This is a genomic window from Oceanimonas marisflavi (assembly GCF_003049725.1).
GTDB classification, from domain to species: Bacteria; Pseudomonadota; Gammaproteobacteria; order Enterobacterales; family Aeromonadaceae; genus Oceanimonas; species Oceanimonas marisflavi.
Map to the genome: position 1 here is coordinate 18,972 of NZ_QAGM01000024.1, position 13,917 is coordinate 32,888.

Here is a 13,917-nt window from a genome sequence, read left to right on the forward strand (position 1 = left end):
ATCATAACAAGCCTGAAAAGCCATGCAGGCGTTTTACATGTTTAAACCAGTGGTATAACCGAATGCTATTTCTTCAACGGGCAGGATTGCTGTTTCTCGGATATGCTCTCCTGTCCGAGTTTTCCATGTGGCTGGCGGTGCCGCCCTTTTACAGTGCCCCCATCTGGCCCGCGCTGGGTCTGGCGGCGTACTGCCTGCTGAGTTGGGGACGGCATTACTGGTCTGTGGTCTGGCTGGCGGCCTTTGCCTCGGATTTCCTGCACAAGGCGGTGGTTGCCGGCATGCCTCCCGATCCGGCCACAGCGGCGGTGACGGCCATCACCGCCGCCGGCACGACCCTGGTGGCCCTGATCGCGGCCAGAGCCCTGGGCAGTCTGATAAGGGCAAAGAGAAAGGGGATTCAGGTACGCCGGGTCATGCGGGCGCTGTTGCTGGCCGCTCCTCTGGCCTGCATGCTGTCGGCCAGCACCGGCATTGCCAGCATGTATCTGCTGCTGAATACCCCGGCCGACTCTCTGCTTGGTAGTTGGCTGACCTGGTGGATGGCGGATTGCCTGGGCGTGCTGATGTTTGCTCCCCTTATACTGTTGCGGACAAAGGGGATCTCACGCAGTGAAAAGGCCCATATCCGCAAGCTGCAAGGGTGGCCGCTGTTGCTGATTGTGCTGGTGGTGATCGCCTTTCATACCCTGAGCCGGACCGACAAGCTGCAGTATCAGCAGCGTTTTTCGACCGTCGGGGAGCTGCTGCATGAACACCTTGAACGCAGCCTGCTGATGATGGATACCATGATGAATGGCACGGCGGCCTTTATGCTCAGCAGCGTTCAGGTCTCCCCCGCCGAGTTTCAGCATTTTGCCCGCCACACCCTGCAACCGGAAGGTATTGAAGGCATCGCCTGGGCGCCCCGCGTATCCCATGATCAGCGCACAGACTTTGAAAACAACGCCGGATATCAGGGCCGGGAGGGAGTTTCCATTCAGCAGCAGGACGGTCAGGGCCGGCTGATGCCGGCCACCGTGCGGGATCATTATTATCCCCTGTTGCTCGGCGCCTTTCGGCCTGGCCATGCCTTTGCCGCCGGCTACGATCTGGGCAGCGAATATCCGCAGCGGTTACAGGCGGTGATACGCCGGGGGCGGCCCGTGCTGCTGAAGCGACATGCCCTGTATGGTGTGAATGCCGGCACGCCGGATGGCTGGCGCTACCTGCTGCCGGTTTATGAGTCCGGGCTGGATGTCCTCAGTGCCAGCAAAGCGCAACGGGAAGCGGCCTTTCTCGGTTTTGTGATGGGCGTGATCCGCCTCGATGAATTAATGCAGCGGCTCAAGCAAAACACCGAGAGCCTGGGAATGAACTTCTGTGTCCAGCTCGCTGCCGCGGACGGAGAGCCGGCAGTCAAACTGATGGATACCCGCCGGCAGATCCATTTGGGAGAAACACCGGACTGGACGAACCATCCGGAATTTCTTGCCGACCGCATGATCACCGTTAAAGCCTGGGCGAGCTTTCCCTGGCAGCCGGCCCAGTCGGCCTTTATGTGGGTGTTTGTGCTGGCCAGTGTCCTGGTGATATGCCTGGTCACGGGTCATGTCATTCTGACCGCCGATCAAAACGTGCGCTTTGCCCACCGGGTCCGGGCCCGGACCCGGTCGCTGAAAAAAGCCCGGCAAAAGGCCGCCGACATTTTCAACAATATGGCGAGTTACGTGGTTGAGCTGGATCGCCGTCAGCGCATTGTCAATGTCAACCGGGCAATGTTTACGGCTTATGGGCAGCCCAGAGCCGCGCTGCTGGGCCTGTCCTTTACCGAGCTTGCCTGGTGGCGGGATCTGCCCCGGGAAGCGGCCGTTTTTCACCTGGACTTCGACACGGCATTAAATGGCCAGCGTACCCGGCATGATGTGCGACTGCGTCATCCGAATGGCGGCTTTTTCTTTGTTGATATGAACATTATTCCCATCCGTGACGGGCAGGGCGGGGTCAGCAGGGTGATTATTTCGGCCATCAATATTACCGAGCGCAAGGTGGCGGAACAGCAGCTGGAGCAGGCCCGCCAGGATGCGGAGCAGGCCAGCCGGGCCAAGTCCTACTTTCTGGCGACCATGAGTCACGAGATCCGCACCCCCCTGAACGGAGTCATCGGCATGCTGGATGTACTGGCCAGCACCGGGCTGACGCGCCGGCAGCGGGACATGCTGGAGCTGGTGCAGTATTCCGCCACCTCCCTGACGGAGCTGATAAATTCCATTCTGGAGTTCTCCAAAATCGAGTCCGGCAAAATTGACATAGAGCCGGCTCCCCTGGCCATGGCGGAGCTGGTGGAGCGAACCTGCCTGATGCTGGATCAGCAGGCCCGGGAGCAGGGAGTGGAGCTGACCCTGTTTGTTGATCCGGCCCTGCCCGAACGGATTATCAGTGACAGCCTGCGTCTGCGCCAGATCCTGATCAATCTTGTGAGCAACGCCATTAAGTTCAGCAGCACCCGGCAGCCGGGCAGGGTGTCGGTACGGGCCTGTCTGGTTGACCAGCGGCGCTCGGCCATTACCGTCAGGTTTGAGGTTGCCGATAATGGCATCGGTATGGACGACGCCATCAAGGCCCGGTTGTTCCAGGCCTTTACTCAGGGGGACGCCAGCACGACCCGCCGCTTTGGCGGCACCGGGCTGGGGTTGTCCATTACTCACCGTCTGGTCACCCTGCTGGGGGGAGAGATTCAGGTGCAAAGCGAGCCGGAACAGGGCAGTTGCTTCAGCGTCTCGCTGCCCTTTGAGCTGGAAGCAGACTATACGGCAAGCGAGCGGTGCGATGCGCGCCTGGCCGGGCTTTCCTGTCTGGTGATAGGGGAGAATGACGGCATTGCGCCGGATCTGTTGTGCTATCTTCGTCATGAACAGGCCCGGGTGCATTATGCGCCGACCCTGGCAGCGGCTGAGCAGATGAGCGGTTTGTATCCGGAGGGGGACTGTATCTGGGTATATGATGCCACACACCAGGGCTTTCCCGTCGGTGAGCTGAGGGAAGCCGCAGCCCGGTGGCCCGAACATACCGTCCGCTTTGTAACCCTGGAGCGGGGGGCGCGCCGGCGCACCCGCCAGGTGAGCGAGGATCATGTGATGATCGACGCCAATGTGCTGAACCGGAAGGCCTTTATCGAGGCGATAGCCGGCGTCGCCGGCCATACCCGGTTGCCGGACAGACGCTATGCCGAGGAAAGGCTGATGACCCCGGCAGCAGCACCGCCGCAACAGAGGAGCAAGGCCCGTATTCTGGTGGCCGAAGATAATGTGGTCAATCAGAAGGTCATCCGGGAGCAGCTTGCTCTGCTGGGTTACACCGCCGAGATTGCGGGTAATGGCCGCGAAGCGCTCGAGCGGTGGCGCAGCGGCGCCTATGATATATTGCTGACCGATCTCGGCATGCCCGATATGGATGGCTATCAGCTTGCCCGTCATATTCGGGCAGAAGAGCAGGCCGGCCCTATGCCCATTATTGCCCTGAGCGCCAATGCCTTCCGGGAAGAAATGACGTCCTGCATCGAGCAGGGTATGAGCGATTACCTGACCAAGCCGGTGACGCTTGACAGTTTGGGGCACATGCTTGACCATTGGCTGCCCACATCGCAGCCTGCGCTGGCGGATCCCCAACCGCACTCTGTGCTGGACATAAAGGTACTTCGGGCTCTGGTCGGTGACGACGAACAGTTGTGCCATGAGTTGCTGAACGATTACCGGCAACTGCTGGAGAACCACCTTCCTGAATTTCATCAGGCCAGCCGTCGTCGGGAGCCCGGGCGTTTGGCCGATATTGCGCATGTTCTGAAATCGGCTTCCCGCTCGGTTGGCGCTCTGGGTCTGGGTGAGCTGTGCGAGCAGATAGAAGCAAGCTGTTCCGAGAATAAAAGCATGCCTTCCAGTGATGTGATTGCGCGTTTTGGCCTGACATGCCAGGAAGTACTTGAATCAATAAATGAGATAAGCAAGGGCCGGTATGAATGCGAGACACAGAGGTGCTGACATGAAAGCGCTGATCGTGGATGACGACCATTTTTCACTGAAGCTGCTGGCCAGTCAGCTCAGGCAGCGAGGTGGCTATGTTATTGAAAGCTGTGATAGTGCCGAACACGCACTGGAACTGATAAGAAGCAAGGCGTTCTACCCGGATATTATTTTTCTCGACCTGAATATGCCGGGCATGGACGGTCCTGAATTAATCGGCCTGCTGGGAAAAATGGAATACCGGGGCGGGCTGGTGCTGGTGAGTGGCTACAGCAAACGCATTCTTCACGCCACGGTTGAGCTGTCGAAAGAGCATCAGGTCTCCATACTGGGTTATCTGGAAAAGCCGGTCAGTCCGGCACAGCTGGATGCGCTCAGCCAAAACTGGCGGCTGCTGGACGGGAACGAGCGGGATAATGCCTTCTTTTTTACCCGGGCTGAGTTTATGGCCGCCATTGCCAACAGGGAGTTTGTTAACCATTACCAGCCCAAGATCTCCTTGAGTGACAACAGGGTCACGGGGGTGGAAGCCCTGGTCCGCTGGATGCATCCGGAGCACGGCCTGATGGGACCGGGTCAGTTTATTTCTCTGGCCGAACAGTATGGCTGTATCAACGCGCTGACCCGGCTGGTGGTGGAAAATGCCCTGCAGGATCGGCGCCGCTGGAAAGGGGATGAGGCAGGGTTTTCCATGTCCATCAATATTTCCATGCTGAGTCTGTCGAGCATGGAATTTATGGACGGCATTTGCCGGCAGATTACCGAAAGCGGCTGTGCCCCTGAAGACTTTATTTTTGAAGTGACCGAAAGCCGGACCCTGGATGACCAGCGTCAGCCGCTGGAGATCATGATAAGGCTGAAGCTGCAGGGATTCCGTCTGGCCATCGATGATTTTGGCACGGTTTATTCCAACCTGAGCAAGCTGAAGGATTATCCGTTTGACGAGCTGAAGCTGGATCGTTCCTTTATTGACGGTGTCAGCACCGCCAAATCCAAGTTCGGTTTTTACCATGCCTGCCTGGCCCTGGCCGGGGAGTATGACATGACCCTGGTGGCTGAAGGCATTGAGAACCGGCAGGATCTGATGTTCCTCAAAGAGTCGGGCTGTGATCTTGGCCAGGGCTATCTGATCGCCAGGCCCATGGCCGCCGAGGCGCTGGGCAAATGGCTGGCAGAATACCGCGGAGTGATATAACCACCGGACTATACTGATAGCGTCTTTTCCAGCAAAAAGGATGTGATTGATGAAGGTGCGACAACTGACGTTATGGCTGCTGGCCGGTCTGACTCTTGGGCTGGCAGGTTGTAATACCCTGGCCGGCGCCGGCAAGGACATTGAACAGGGTGGGGAAGCGGTACAGGAGGCAGCGCGGGACGCTCAGCGTCAGTGGTAAGAGACAAGGCTTCATTCTGTGTAACAAGGCCGGGCGAATGCCCGGCCTTGTCGTTCAGGATGGTTTGTCGTGCTGCAGAATGCGCCTTGCCCGGGCCATGACCGGGCTGTCCACCATCTGTTCGTTCACCGCCACCACGGCGCCCCTGCTTTTCTGCTCGGCGGCCAGCACGCGATCTGCCCAGGCGCGCTGGGCCGGGGTGGGAGACATGGCCCGCATGGCGGGGGCGACCTGACGGGGATGCACCAGCAACACGCCGCCAAAACCCAGTTTCATGCCTTCACGCACATAGGCCTCCAGCCCGGCGTCATCGTTAAAGGCGGTATACACCGCATCCAGCGGGGCAGCCAGACCATGGGCCCGTGATGTCACTACCAGCTGGCTGCGAATGGGCAGAAAGGGGCGCTGATCACAGGGCTCGCCTGCCGGTGGCGGATAGTCCATGGCCAGATCCAGCGCCATATCAAGCTGACCGAACAGCAGCCGGATAACGCCATTGGCATCGGCAATGGCGTCAAGCCGGGCCAGCGCCAGGGCCGACTCAATAAAGGGCAGCAGGGGTTTGTCGGTAACATTGGCAAGCTCGGTAAGGGCAGCGGGATCTTCCGCCTTGGGCACCACCACGGCGGCCACCGCATCGGCGCGGCACAGGGCCATGTCCTGATTGAACCAAGGGCTGTCGGTGCCGTTAATGCGCACCAGCACCGATGCCGGCGGCTGCCCGATCAGCCAGCTGGCCAGGGTGGCCCGGGCGGCGTCCTTTTCCGCCGGTGGCACGGCGTCTTCCAGATCGATAATGACGGCATCGGCATCGCTGCTCAGGGCTTTTTCAAACCGCTCCGGGCGGTTGGCCGGTACAAACAGCAGGGTCTGCAGCGCATTGATATTCATAGAAAACTCCATTAAGCCCATCGCCAGAGCGAAGTGGTGGTGAAGGAGTCTTCTGTTTAGATCAAACAAGGCCCGGCTGCAAGCAGCTGAGCCTACAAAAAGACCTTACAGACTCTGGTGCGGACCGAATACTTCGTAGTGCAGCCGGTCATCGCCAATGCCCCAGCCGGACAGGGTTTCCTTCACCATGGCCATAAAGGGGATAGGACCGCAGAAATAGTAGTGAGCGCCGGGCTGGCTGATGGCGTCCTTGACTCTGGAGAGATCCATCAGGCCGGTGGCGTCATAATCCTCTGCGGGCTGATCGGTGGCCTCGGGTGCACGGTACCAGACGTGGGTTTCCAGGTTGGCGTGGGCCTGACGGCGGGCTTGAATGTCCGCCTTAAAGGCGTGCTGAGCGCCGTTTTCACAGGCATGCAGCCAGTGCACGGGAGCATTATGGCCCTGGCTGAGCAGCTGATCGAGCATGGCGCGCATCGGGGTCTGTCCCACGCCGCCGGAGATCAGCACCACAGGCGTGTCGGCGGTTACCTCCATAAAGAAGTCGCCCGCCGGCGGCAGCACCTGCAGGGTATCGCCCTCGTTTACATGGTCGTGCAGAAAGTTTGAGCCCACACCGCCCTGCTCGCGCTTCACCGCAATACGGTAATTTTCGCCATTGGGCGCCTGGCACAGGGAGTACTGGCGGTATTCATTATGCTCCAGCCGGTCAGAAGCCAGATGCAGGCTCAGGTACTGACCGGGCCTGAAGTCCACCACAGGGCCGCCATCGGCGGGAGCCAGCAGGAAGCTGGTGATTTGTTCGCTTTCGGTGCGTTTTTCCTTGACCACAAAGGCCCGGGTGCCGCGCCAGCCACCGGCCTGAGTTTCGTTTTCTTTATAGATTTGCTCTTCCCGGCCAATAAAAATCTCGGCCAAGGCGCCGTAGGCCTGTGCCCAGGCGTCAATCACTTCCGGTGTGGCGGCATCGGGAGCCAGCTCCTTGATGGTTTCCAGCAGGTGATGGCCCACAATGGCGTACTGCCCGGGCTGAATGGCAAAGCCGGTGTGCTTGTGGGCGATGCGCTCCACGGCAGCGCTCAGCACGGCGGGATTGTCGATGTTTTTGGCGTAGGCCAGCACGGCAGCAAACAGGGCGGCGGGCTGGCGGCCGGTTTTCTGATGGCTGAGGTTAAACACATTCTTCAGCTCGGGATTGTCGCGAAACATGCGCCGGTAGAAGTGCTCGGTCAGGGCAGTATTGGCCGACTCCAGCAGGGGAACTGTGCTTTTCACGATTTCAATGGTGCGAGCATCCAGCATGAGTACCTCGTTGGTGTTATTTAAGGTGTATTCAAAATGTCACTTATTGAGGGTGGATAATATAGGTACATTTGAAATGCATCAATGCGTTTTTGTATTTTTTGTGCATCGGGCTCGAGCTGCGGCGGCGCAGCCGGTATCATTGCGGCATTGTGTGCAAGGAGTCAGCCAAATGTCGTCTTCATCGCGCCTGGAGCGCGTAATATCCGCCATTGATCAAATTAACGCTCAGGATCCCAACCTTCAGACCCACGCAGGAAAGGACTGGCCAAAGGAATTGCTCTACAGCGAGCGAATGAGCCAGCAGCTTTCCGAGTTCGCTCCCGATGCCGGCGAACTGCTGCACATTGCCGCCCGGGCTCAGCATGTTCGCCGCTGGGCCATTCCCCGATCCGGTTACCTCATGAACAGAGCCGGTTACCAGCGCTGGCGCAGCGAACTGGCGCAATATCATGCCGATCTCACCACGAAATTGATGGCTGAAGCAGGGTACGGCGATGATGAGCAACAGCGGGTCAGCGAGCTGTTACGAAAACAGCGGCTCAAGCAGGATGAGAGTGTGCAGACTCTGGAAGACGTGATTTGTCTGGTATTCCTGCAGTATTACCTGGAAGACTTTGCCGCCCGTCATGATGAGAGCAAGGTGGTCGATATTATCGCTAAAACCTGGCGAAAAATGTCGGAACAAGGCCATCAGGCGGCGCTGGCGCTGCCCTTGTCTCCGGCCATGCAGGCGCTGGTGGGCAAGGCCCTGACCGGCTGAACATAGCTAAAAGGTTATGTGCGTCATGCAAAAATTATATTCATTTCAATTTTGTTATTGGTGTTAATTTTTTGTTGTGTGCCGGGGCCGGTGCACTCTTAAACAGGATGTTAGCGAGAGGGGAGAGGATCCTATGAATGCCATAGTGCTGGCGATTTTGGTAATGGTGGGCCTGTGTCTGGCCCGGGTATCGGTGGTGTTTTCACTGGTGGTGGCGGCCCTGGTGGGCGGGCTCTGGGCCGGCATGTCGGTAGACCAGGTGATTTCGGCCTTTAACGAGGGCCTGGGCGGTGGCGCCACGGTAGCACTGGCTTACGCCACGCTGGGGGCTTTTGCGGTAGCGCTGTCGCGTACCGGCATTACTACCATGGTGTCCGACAAGGCCCTGGCCTGGGTGGGCGCACGGCGTGATGCTTCTCGGGAAGGAGGCAGCCAGGCTGGCGGCGTAAAATGGCTGCTGTTTGTGGCGCTGATCCTGGTGGGGGCGGCATCGGGTACCGTGGTGCCGGTGCATATCGCCTTTATTCCCATTCTGGTGCCGCCCCTGCTCGGACTGATGAACATGTTGCAGCTAGACCGGCGCGCCGTGGCCTGTGTGATCACCTTCAGCATCACCATTATGTACATGACCACGCCGGTGGGCTTTGGCACCATTTTCCTTAACGACATTCTCACCAACAGCGTGAACCAGGCCGGTGAAGAGCTGGGCATGCATGTCAGCACCGGCATGGCCCCCAGGGCCATGATGATCCCGGCAGTGGGCATGGTGCTGGGGCTGCTGGTGGCGGTGCTGTTCAGCTATCGTCGCCCCCGGGGCTATCAGTCACCGCTGAACGAGGTAAAGGGTGAGAAAGTCACCCGGCCGAAACTCAGCCGCAAGCAGTTGACCATGATTGGCGTGGCCATTGTCGGCGCCCTCATGGTGCAGCTGACCACCGGCTCCATGGTGCTGGGTGGATTGCTGGGCTTTGCCCTGCTGTCGATGAACGGTCTGTTCAAGTGGAAGGATCAGGATGACGTGTTCACTCAGGGCATGCGGCTGATGGCGCTGATCGGCTTTATCATGATCGCTGCGTCCGGTTTTGCCGGGGTAATGAAGGCATCGGGCGCCATTCCCGAGCTGGTGGCGGGCTCCGGCGACCTGATTGGTGACAATCCGGGGCTGGCGGCACTGGTGATGCTGCTGGTGGGCCTGTTTATCACCATGGGCATCGGCTCGTCGTTTTCCACCATTCCGATCATTGCCGCCATCTATGTGCCCCTGGCCATCAGCTTTGGCTTTTCGCCCCTGGCCACCCTGGCGCTGGTGGGCACCGCCGGTGCCCTGGGCGATGCCGGCTCGCCGGCGTCCGACTCCACCCTGGGGCCCACCGCCGGCCTGAACGCCGACGGCCAGCACGATCATATTCGTGACTCGGTGATCCCCACCTTTATTCACTACAATATTCCGCTGGTGATCTTTGGCTGGATAGCGGCCCAGGTGCTGTAACCACTGCTTGCCCCGATTTATCGGGGCAAGCCATCATCCTGGTTGAAGGGATCGCGTAGGTTGCCGATGAGCGAAGCGAATCGCAACATAAAGTCGACTGCGAAATGTTGGAATTCGCAGTGCTCATTCCAACCTACGGCAACCCTTTGAGTCAAGCAGCGGGCAGCCCACCTGTATAAGCGCCGAAAGGCGCTTTTTTCTTATCTGCTCACATAACTTGCCAATTTATTCAGCACCCACTCCGGGTCGTCATGAGGCAGATCGTGGCCGGCCCGGGGGTGTTCGTACACTTGCGTGTGCCAGTGCCGGGCGAGTATGTGGCTGCAGCGCGGATTCACCAGGCGATCGCCCCGGCTGCACAGCACCAGCGGGGAGACACTCGGTGCCTGAGCAGGCAGCCGGTAGCGGGCGGCGGCAACCAGCTGGCGCACAAAGTTGCTGCGCGCCACCGGATATTGGTTGGCGTAGCGAACCCAGTCTTGCAGGGTAGCGTGGCGATGTTCGGGGCGGGCGCAGGTCAGCCGGTACACCAGGGCTTCCCGTTGTTTCCGGGGCAGCAGCAAGGCCAGCCATATCCCAAACTGAGCGCCCGGGCGCAGCCGTTGCCAGAATGGACTGAGGGCGCAGCTTGAGTTGATCAGCACCAGGCCGGCCACTTCCTGCGGATAGCGGGCGGCCCATTCGGTGGCGATCATGCCCCCCATGGATAATCCCAGCAGGTTTACCGGCCCGGTGAGCCTGACCTCCTGGCGCAGCTGTTCCACCATGGCGGCTATGGTGGTGGCGCTTGCTTGCCGGTGATAAATACCGTTGCCGGCCAGCTCCAGGCACTGCACCGGCGCCCCCAGCCGCTCGGGAAAGTCGCCCCAGTAGCGACATTCCCGGGCCAGGCCACGCAGCAATATCCAGCCGTGACTCATGAACTGGCGGGCCGGCCGGTGACCTGCTCCACAAACAGCCGGGCCGGCAGCGACAGCGGAAAGGCCGGGGAGCGGGCCAGCACCACCCGCTGGGGCGGCACCTCATCGCTGAGGGGCAGGCAGGCAATGGGCGCGCCGTCGTAGCTGTGATCCCCGGCGGGCCGGGTGCACGACAGCGCCACGCCGTGGCCGTGGGCCACCAGGCCCCGCTGCATTTCAAACGACAGGGTATGGTGAATGCGGGCCGGCTGCAGATCCCGGTGCCAGAACAGCGACAGAAAATATTCCCGGGTCAGGGGCAGATCCTGCAATATCAGGGTTTCCTCGGCCAGCTCCGCCAGAGACAGTTGAGCCCGGCCTGCCAGCGGGTGCCGGGCTGGCAGCAGGGCATAGGGCGCAAGCTCGTCCAGCACATGGGTGCTGCAATCCGGCGGCAGCCCCAGGCCATAGCTCAGCACCAGCTCGGCCTTGCCTTGTTCCAGCCCCTGGCGTACCCCCGCCAGATCCTGCTCCTGCATGATCACCCGAATGCGCGGGTAACGGCGTTCAAACTCGCTTACCAGCCGGGGCAGATAATAGGGAGCAATGTCGCGAAAGCAGCCGAGCACCAGCCGGCCTTCCACATCGGAATCATGTTGCAGCTGGTCATCGAGCAGGTTGTGGGAAAGGGTCAGAATATGCCGGGCTTCCCTGAACAGCACTTCTCCCCTGGGGCTCAGGCTCACGCCCTGACCCCGGTGGCGCTGAAACAGCGGCTGGCCCAGCAGGCCTTCCAGCTGGGTAATGGCCACGGACACCGAAGGTTGGGACACATGCAACGATTCTGCCGCCTTGCTGATACTGCCGTGCTGGGCCACGGCCACAAAATAGCCGAGCTGGCGAAAGGTAAAAGGTATAGCCATTATGCTATGAGCTTTATATTGAAACTGTATTTTTATGCTATGTAAAAAAGCTGTTAAAGTCGAGCCGTAATCACACACCGGGGAAGGAGTGAAACATGACCACGGCCACCGCCAGCAAAACCTGGCTTACTGACGAGCAAATTGCCGCCTACCAGCGTGATGGCGCCATAGTGATCAAGGGTGCATTCAAGGACTGGATTGAACCGCTACGCGCCGGCTTTGACCGGGTGCTTAACGATCCGAGTGAGCATGGCCGGGAAAACGTCACCGGCACCGAGACCGGTCGTTTCTTTGAAGATTACTGCAACTGGCAGCGCATTCCCGAATTTCGCCAGTGGATTGAGCAGTCTCCCGGGGCCGCCATTGTGGGTGAAGCCACCGGCTCGAACGCCATCCAGGTGTTTCACGAACATATTCTGGTTAAGGAGCCGGGCACCTCCAAGGCCACCCCCTGGCATCAGGACAACCCCTATTACTGCGTGGACGGCGATCAGACCGGCAGCTACTGGATACCGCTGGATCCCATCACTCCGGAAAACGCTTTGCAGGTGGTGCTGGGCTCTCATTGCTGGCCCAAGCCCATTCGCCCCAGCAAGTGGTCCACCAATGCTTCCTGGTACAGCGACGACAGCCCCTATATGGAGATGCCGGACATCGACAACGGCGACTTCGAGATCATGATCCCCGAGCTGGAGCTGGGCGACGCCCTGCTGTTCAACTTCAAAACCGTGCACGGCGCACCGGGCAACCAGACACAACACCGCCGCCGGGCCTTTTCCACCCGCTTTATGGGCGACGACGTACGTTACGTGAACCGGGGTGGCCCCACCTCACCGCCCTTTGACGGCATTAACCTGCAAACCGGCGACAAAATGCGCGAAGACTGGTTCCCGGTGGTATGGCGCCGTTAATTCCGCTCTGTGTTTAGAGTCGTAGCGCAATGCGAAGCAGCAGTGCGGTTGCGCTACGCCGACACGCTTCAAGCCCATCCATGGGGCGCTCGGCACCTGCCTTCCTTGGCAGGTGACGGTCGGCTACGGCAATCCCCACTGTTGCTTCGGTCAACATCGTCGTTGTCTGCATGCTACCACCTGTAGGCGCCGCTTCAGCCGGCGCAAACTGTCAGGCAAATCTGCATTAAAGGCCTGTTGCACAGGCCCTGCCGGCTAAAGCGGCAGCTACCCATCGCTTCTGGCTTTTGACTTCTCGCTTTATTATAGAACTTGCCGCCACAGCGCCGCGGTGAGCACGCCGGCGGCGATGGCGGGCAGGGGCTTTTTCAGCACCAGCATCACCAGGCCGGTGGCCAGCAGGGCGGCGCGGGCGCCGCCGTCGCCGTTCACCGCCTGGGGGGTGAGAATGGCGATCAGCACCGAGCCCGACATGGCGCTGATAAAGTTCTGCACCCGGCGGTTGATGGGAATAAAGGACATCACCAGTACGCCGCCCAGGCGGGTAAACAGGGTGACCACGGCCATGACGGCGATAATCAGCAGGGTGCCGTTGCCGGCGGTGTCGAGCATCATTCTCCCTTCTCCATCCAAGTCGCGCCCAGTACGCCACCGGCCAGGGCGCCCACCACCACATGACTGTTTTCCGGCAGCCACCAGTATGCCGCCATGGAACTCAGCCCGGCCACCACCCAGATGGCCAGGGTGCGCAAATCCTTACGGGCCCCCAGGGCCATGGCCAGCAGAAAGCAGCCCAGTACCATGTCGAGACCAATGCTTACCGGATCTTCAATGGCGCTGCCAAAGCGAATGCCGAGAAAGGTGCCGGCCATCCAGAAGCCCCATATCGCCATGCCGCCGCCAAACAGAATGCCCAGGGCCCGCTCGCCCTTGTGAAAATGCTGCATGGCCAGCGCCCAGTTGGCGTCGGAGGCAAACAGCATAATGCCGTAGCGTTTGGCGGGTGGCAGGTGGCGCAGCCAGGGGTAGAGGGTGGCGCCCATCAGCAGGTGGCGGGCGTTAATGGCAAAGGTGGTGATGGCGAGCGGCACCACGGGCACCTGCAGCCCCCAGATATCGAGGGCGGCGAACTGGGAGGTGCCGGCGAACACGGTGGCGCTCATCAGCACGATCTGGCCATCGCTGAGCCCGGTCTGGTGCGCCGCCAGGCCAAAGGCCAGACCAAAGGCCGCCACAAAAAAGGAAAGGGGCAGCAGCTGTTTAAAGCCCTGCCAGGTGTCCTGCCGGTCCAGCTGGGCCTGGGCCGCATAGGTGTCCATAAGGTTCCCGCGAAACTGTAAAACCGAC

Annotated in this window: 12 protein-coding genes; 6 read left to right on the forward strand and 6 right to left on the reverse strand. The window is 60.0% G+C overall.

Going from position 1 to position 13,917, the window contains the following annotated elements:
* Positions 1-62: 62 nt before the first annotated feature.
* Genes DA373_RS13570 through DA373_RS13580 form a run of 3 tightly spaced genes read left to right on the forward strand, consistent with a single transcriptional unit; the run spans position 63 to position 5,392 of the window.
* A complete protein-coding gene (locus DA373_RS13570; protein WP_198650316.1) occupies positions 63-4,016 on the forward strand; it encodes an ATP-binding protein in 3,954 nt (1,317 codons plus the stop codon).
* 1 nt (position 4,017) lies between these two features.
* Positions 4,018-5,193 carry an EAL domain-containing response regulator gene (locus DA373_RS13575; RefSeq protein WP_198650317.1) on the forward strand — a complete coding sequence of 392 codons (1,176 nt, stop codon included), beginning with the start codon at positions 4,018-4,020 and terminating at the stop codon, positions 5,191-5,193.
* A 49-nt stretch (positions 5,194-5,242) separates the two neighbouring features.
* On the forward strand, positions 5,243-5,392 hold the full coding sequence (locus tag DA373_RS13580) for an entericidin A/B family lipoprotein (RefSeq protein ID WP_107852849.1): 150 nt from the start codon (positions 5,243-5,245) through the stop codon (positions 5,390-5,392).
* Positions 5,393-5,446: 54 nt separating this feature from the next.
* Here DA373_RS13580 and DA373_RS13585 read toward each other — a convergent pair whose 3' ends face one another.
* Both DA373_RS13585 and hmpA read right to left on the reverse strand, forming a co-directional pair.
* Positions 5,447-6,283 (reverse strand): HpcH/HpaI aldolase/citrate lyase family protein, encoded by an 837-nt coding sequence (locus DA373_RS13585; RefSeq protein WP_107852850.1) that lies wholly within the window; start codon positions 6,281-6,283, stop codon positions 5,447-5,449.
* 105 nt (positions 6,284-6,388) lie between these two features.
* A complete protein-coding gene (hmpA, locus tag DA373_RS13590; RefSeq protein WP_107852851.1) occupies positions 6,389-7,585 on the reverse strand; it encodes an NO-inducible flavohemoprotein in 1,197 nt (398 codons plus the stop codon).
* Between the two features lie 172 nt (positions 7,586-7,757).
* Here hmpA and DA373_RS13595 point away from each other — a divergent pair, with 172 nt between their 5' ends.
* On the forward strand, positions 7,758-8,348 hold the full coding sequence (locus tag DA373_RS13595; RefSeq protein WP_107852852.1) for a DUF4202 domain-containing protein: 591 nt from the start codon (positions 7,758-7,760) through the stop codon (positions 8,346-8,348).
* Positions 8,349-8,481: 133 nt separating this feature from the next.
* Positions 8,482-9,837, forward strand: coding sequence for a Na+/H+ antiporter family protein (locus DA373_RS13600; protein WP_107852853.1), 1,356 nt, complete (start codon positions 8,482-8,484; stop codon positions 9,835-9,837).
* Between the two features lie 200 nt (positions 9,838-10,037).
* Here the strand turns inward: DA373_RS13600 and DA373_RS13605 are convergent, their stop codons facing one another.
* Together DA373_RS13605 and DA373_RS13610 are read right to left on the reverse strand one after the other, a co-directional pair.
* Complete coding sequence (locus DA373_RS13605; protein WP_107852854.1) at positions 10,038-10,757, reverse strand: alpha/beta fold hydrolase; 720 nt, start codon at positions 10,755-10,757, stop codon at positions 10,038-10,040.
* On the reverse strand, positions 10,754-11,659 hold the full coding sequence (locus DA373_RS13610) for a LysR substrate-binding domain-containing protein (protein WP_107852855.1): 906 nt from the start codon (positions 11,657-11,659) through the stop codon (positions 10,754-10,756). The genes DA373_RS13605 and DA373_RS13610 overlap by 4 nt, the downstream gene beginning before the upstream one ends.
* Before the next feature lie 95 nt (positions 11,660-11,754).
* Between DA373_RS13610 and DA373_RS13615 the strand changes: the two genes are divergently transcribed.
* A complete protein-coding gene (locus DA373_RS13615) occupies positions 11,755-12,570 on the forward strand; it encodes a phytanoyl-CoA dioxygenase family protein (protein ID WP_107852856.1) in 816 nt (271 codons plus the stop codon).
* A 303-nt stretch (positions 12,571-12,873) separates the two neighbouring features.
* Here DA373_RS13615 and DA373_RS13620 read toward each other — a convergent pair whose 3' ends face one another.
* Entirely contained in the window at positions 12,874-13,185 is a 312-nt protein-coding gene (locus DA373_RS13620) for an AzlD family protein (protein ID WP_107852857.1), read from the reverse strand.
* The gene (locus DA373_RS13625) at positions 13,182-13,889 is read right to left on the reverse strand and encodes an AzlC family ABC transporter permease (protein WP_107852858.1); all 708 of its coding nucleotides are present in this window, start codon (positions 13,887-13,889) and stop codon (positions 13,182-13,184) included. Before DA373_RS13625 ends, DA373_RS13620 begins: the two co-directional genes overlap by 4 nt.
* Positions 13,890-13,917: the final 28 nt, after the last annotated feature.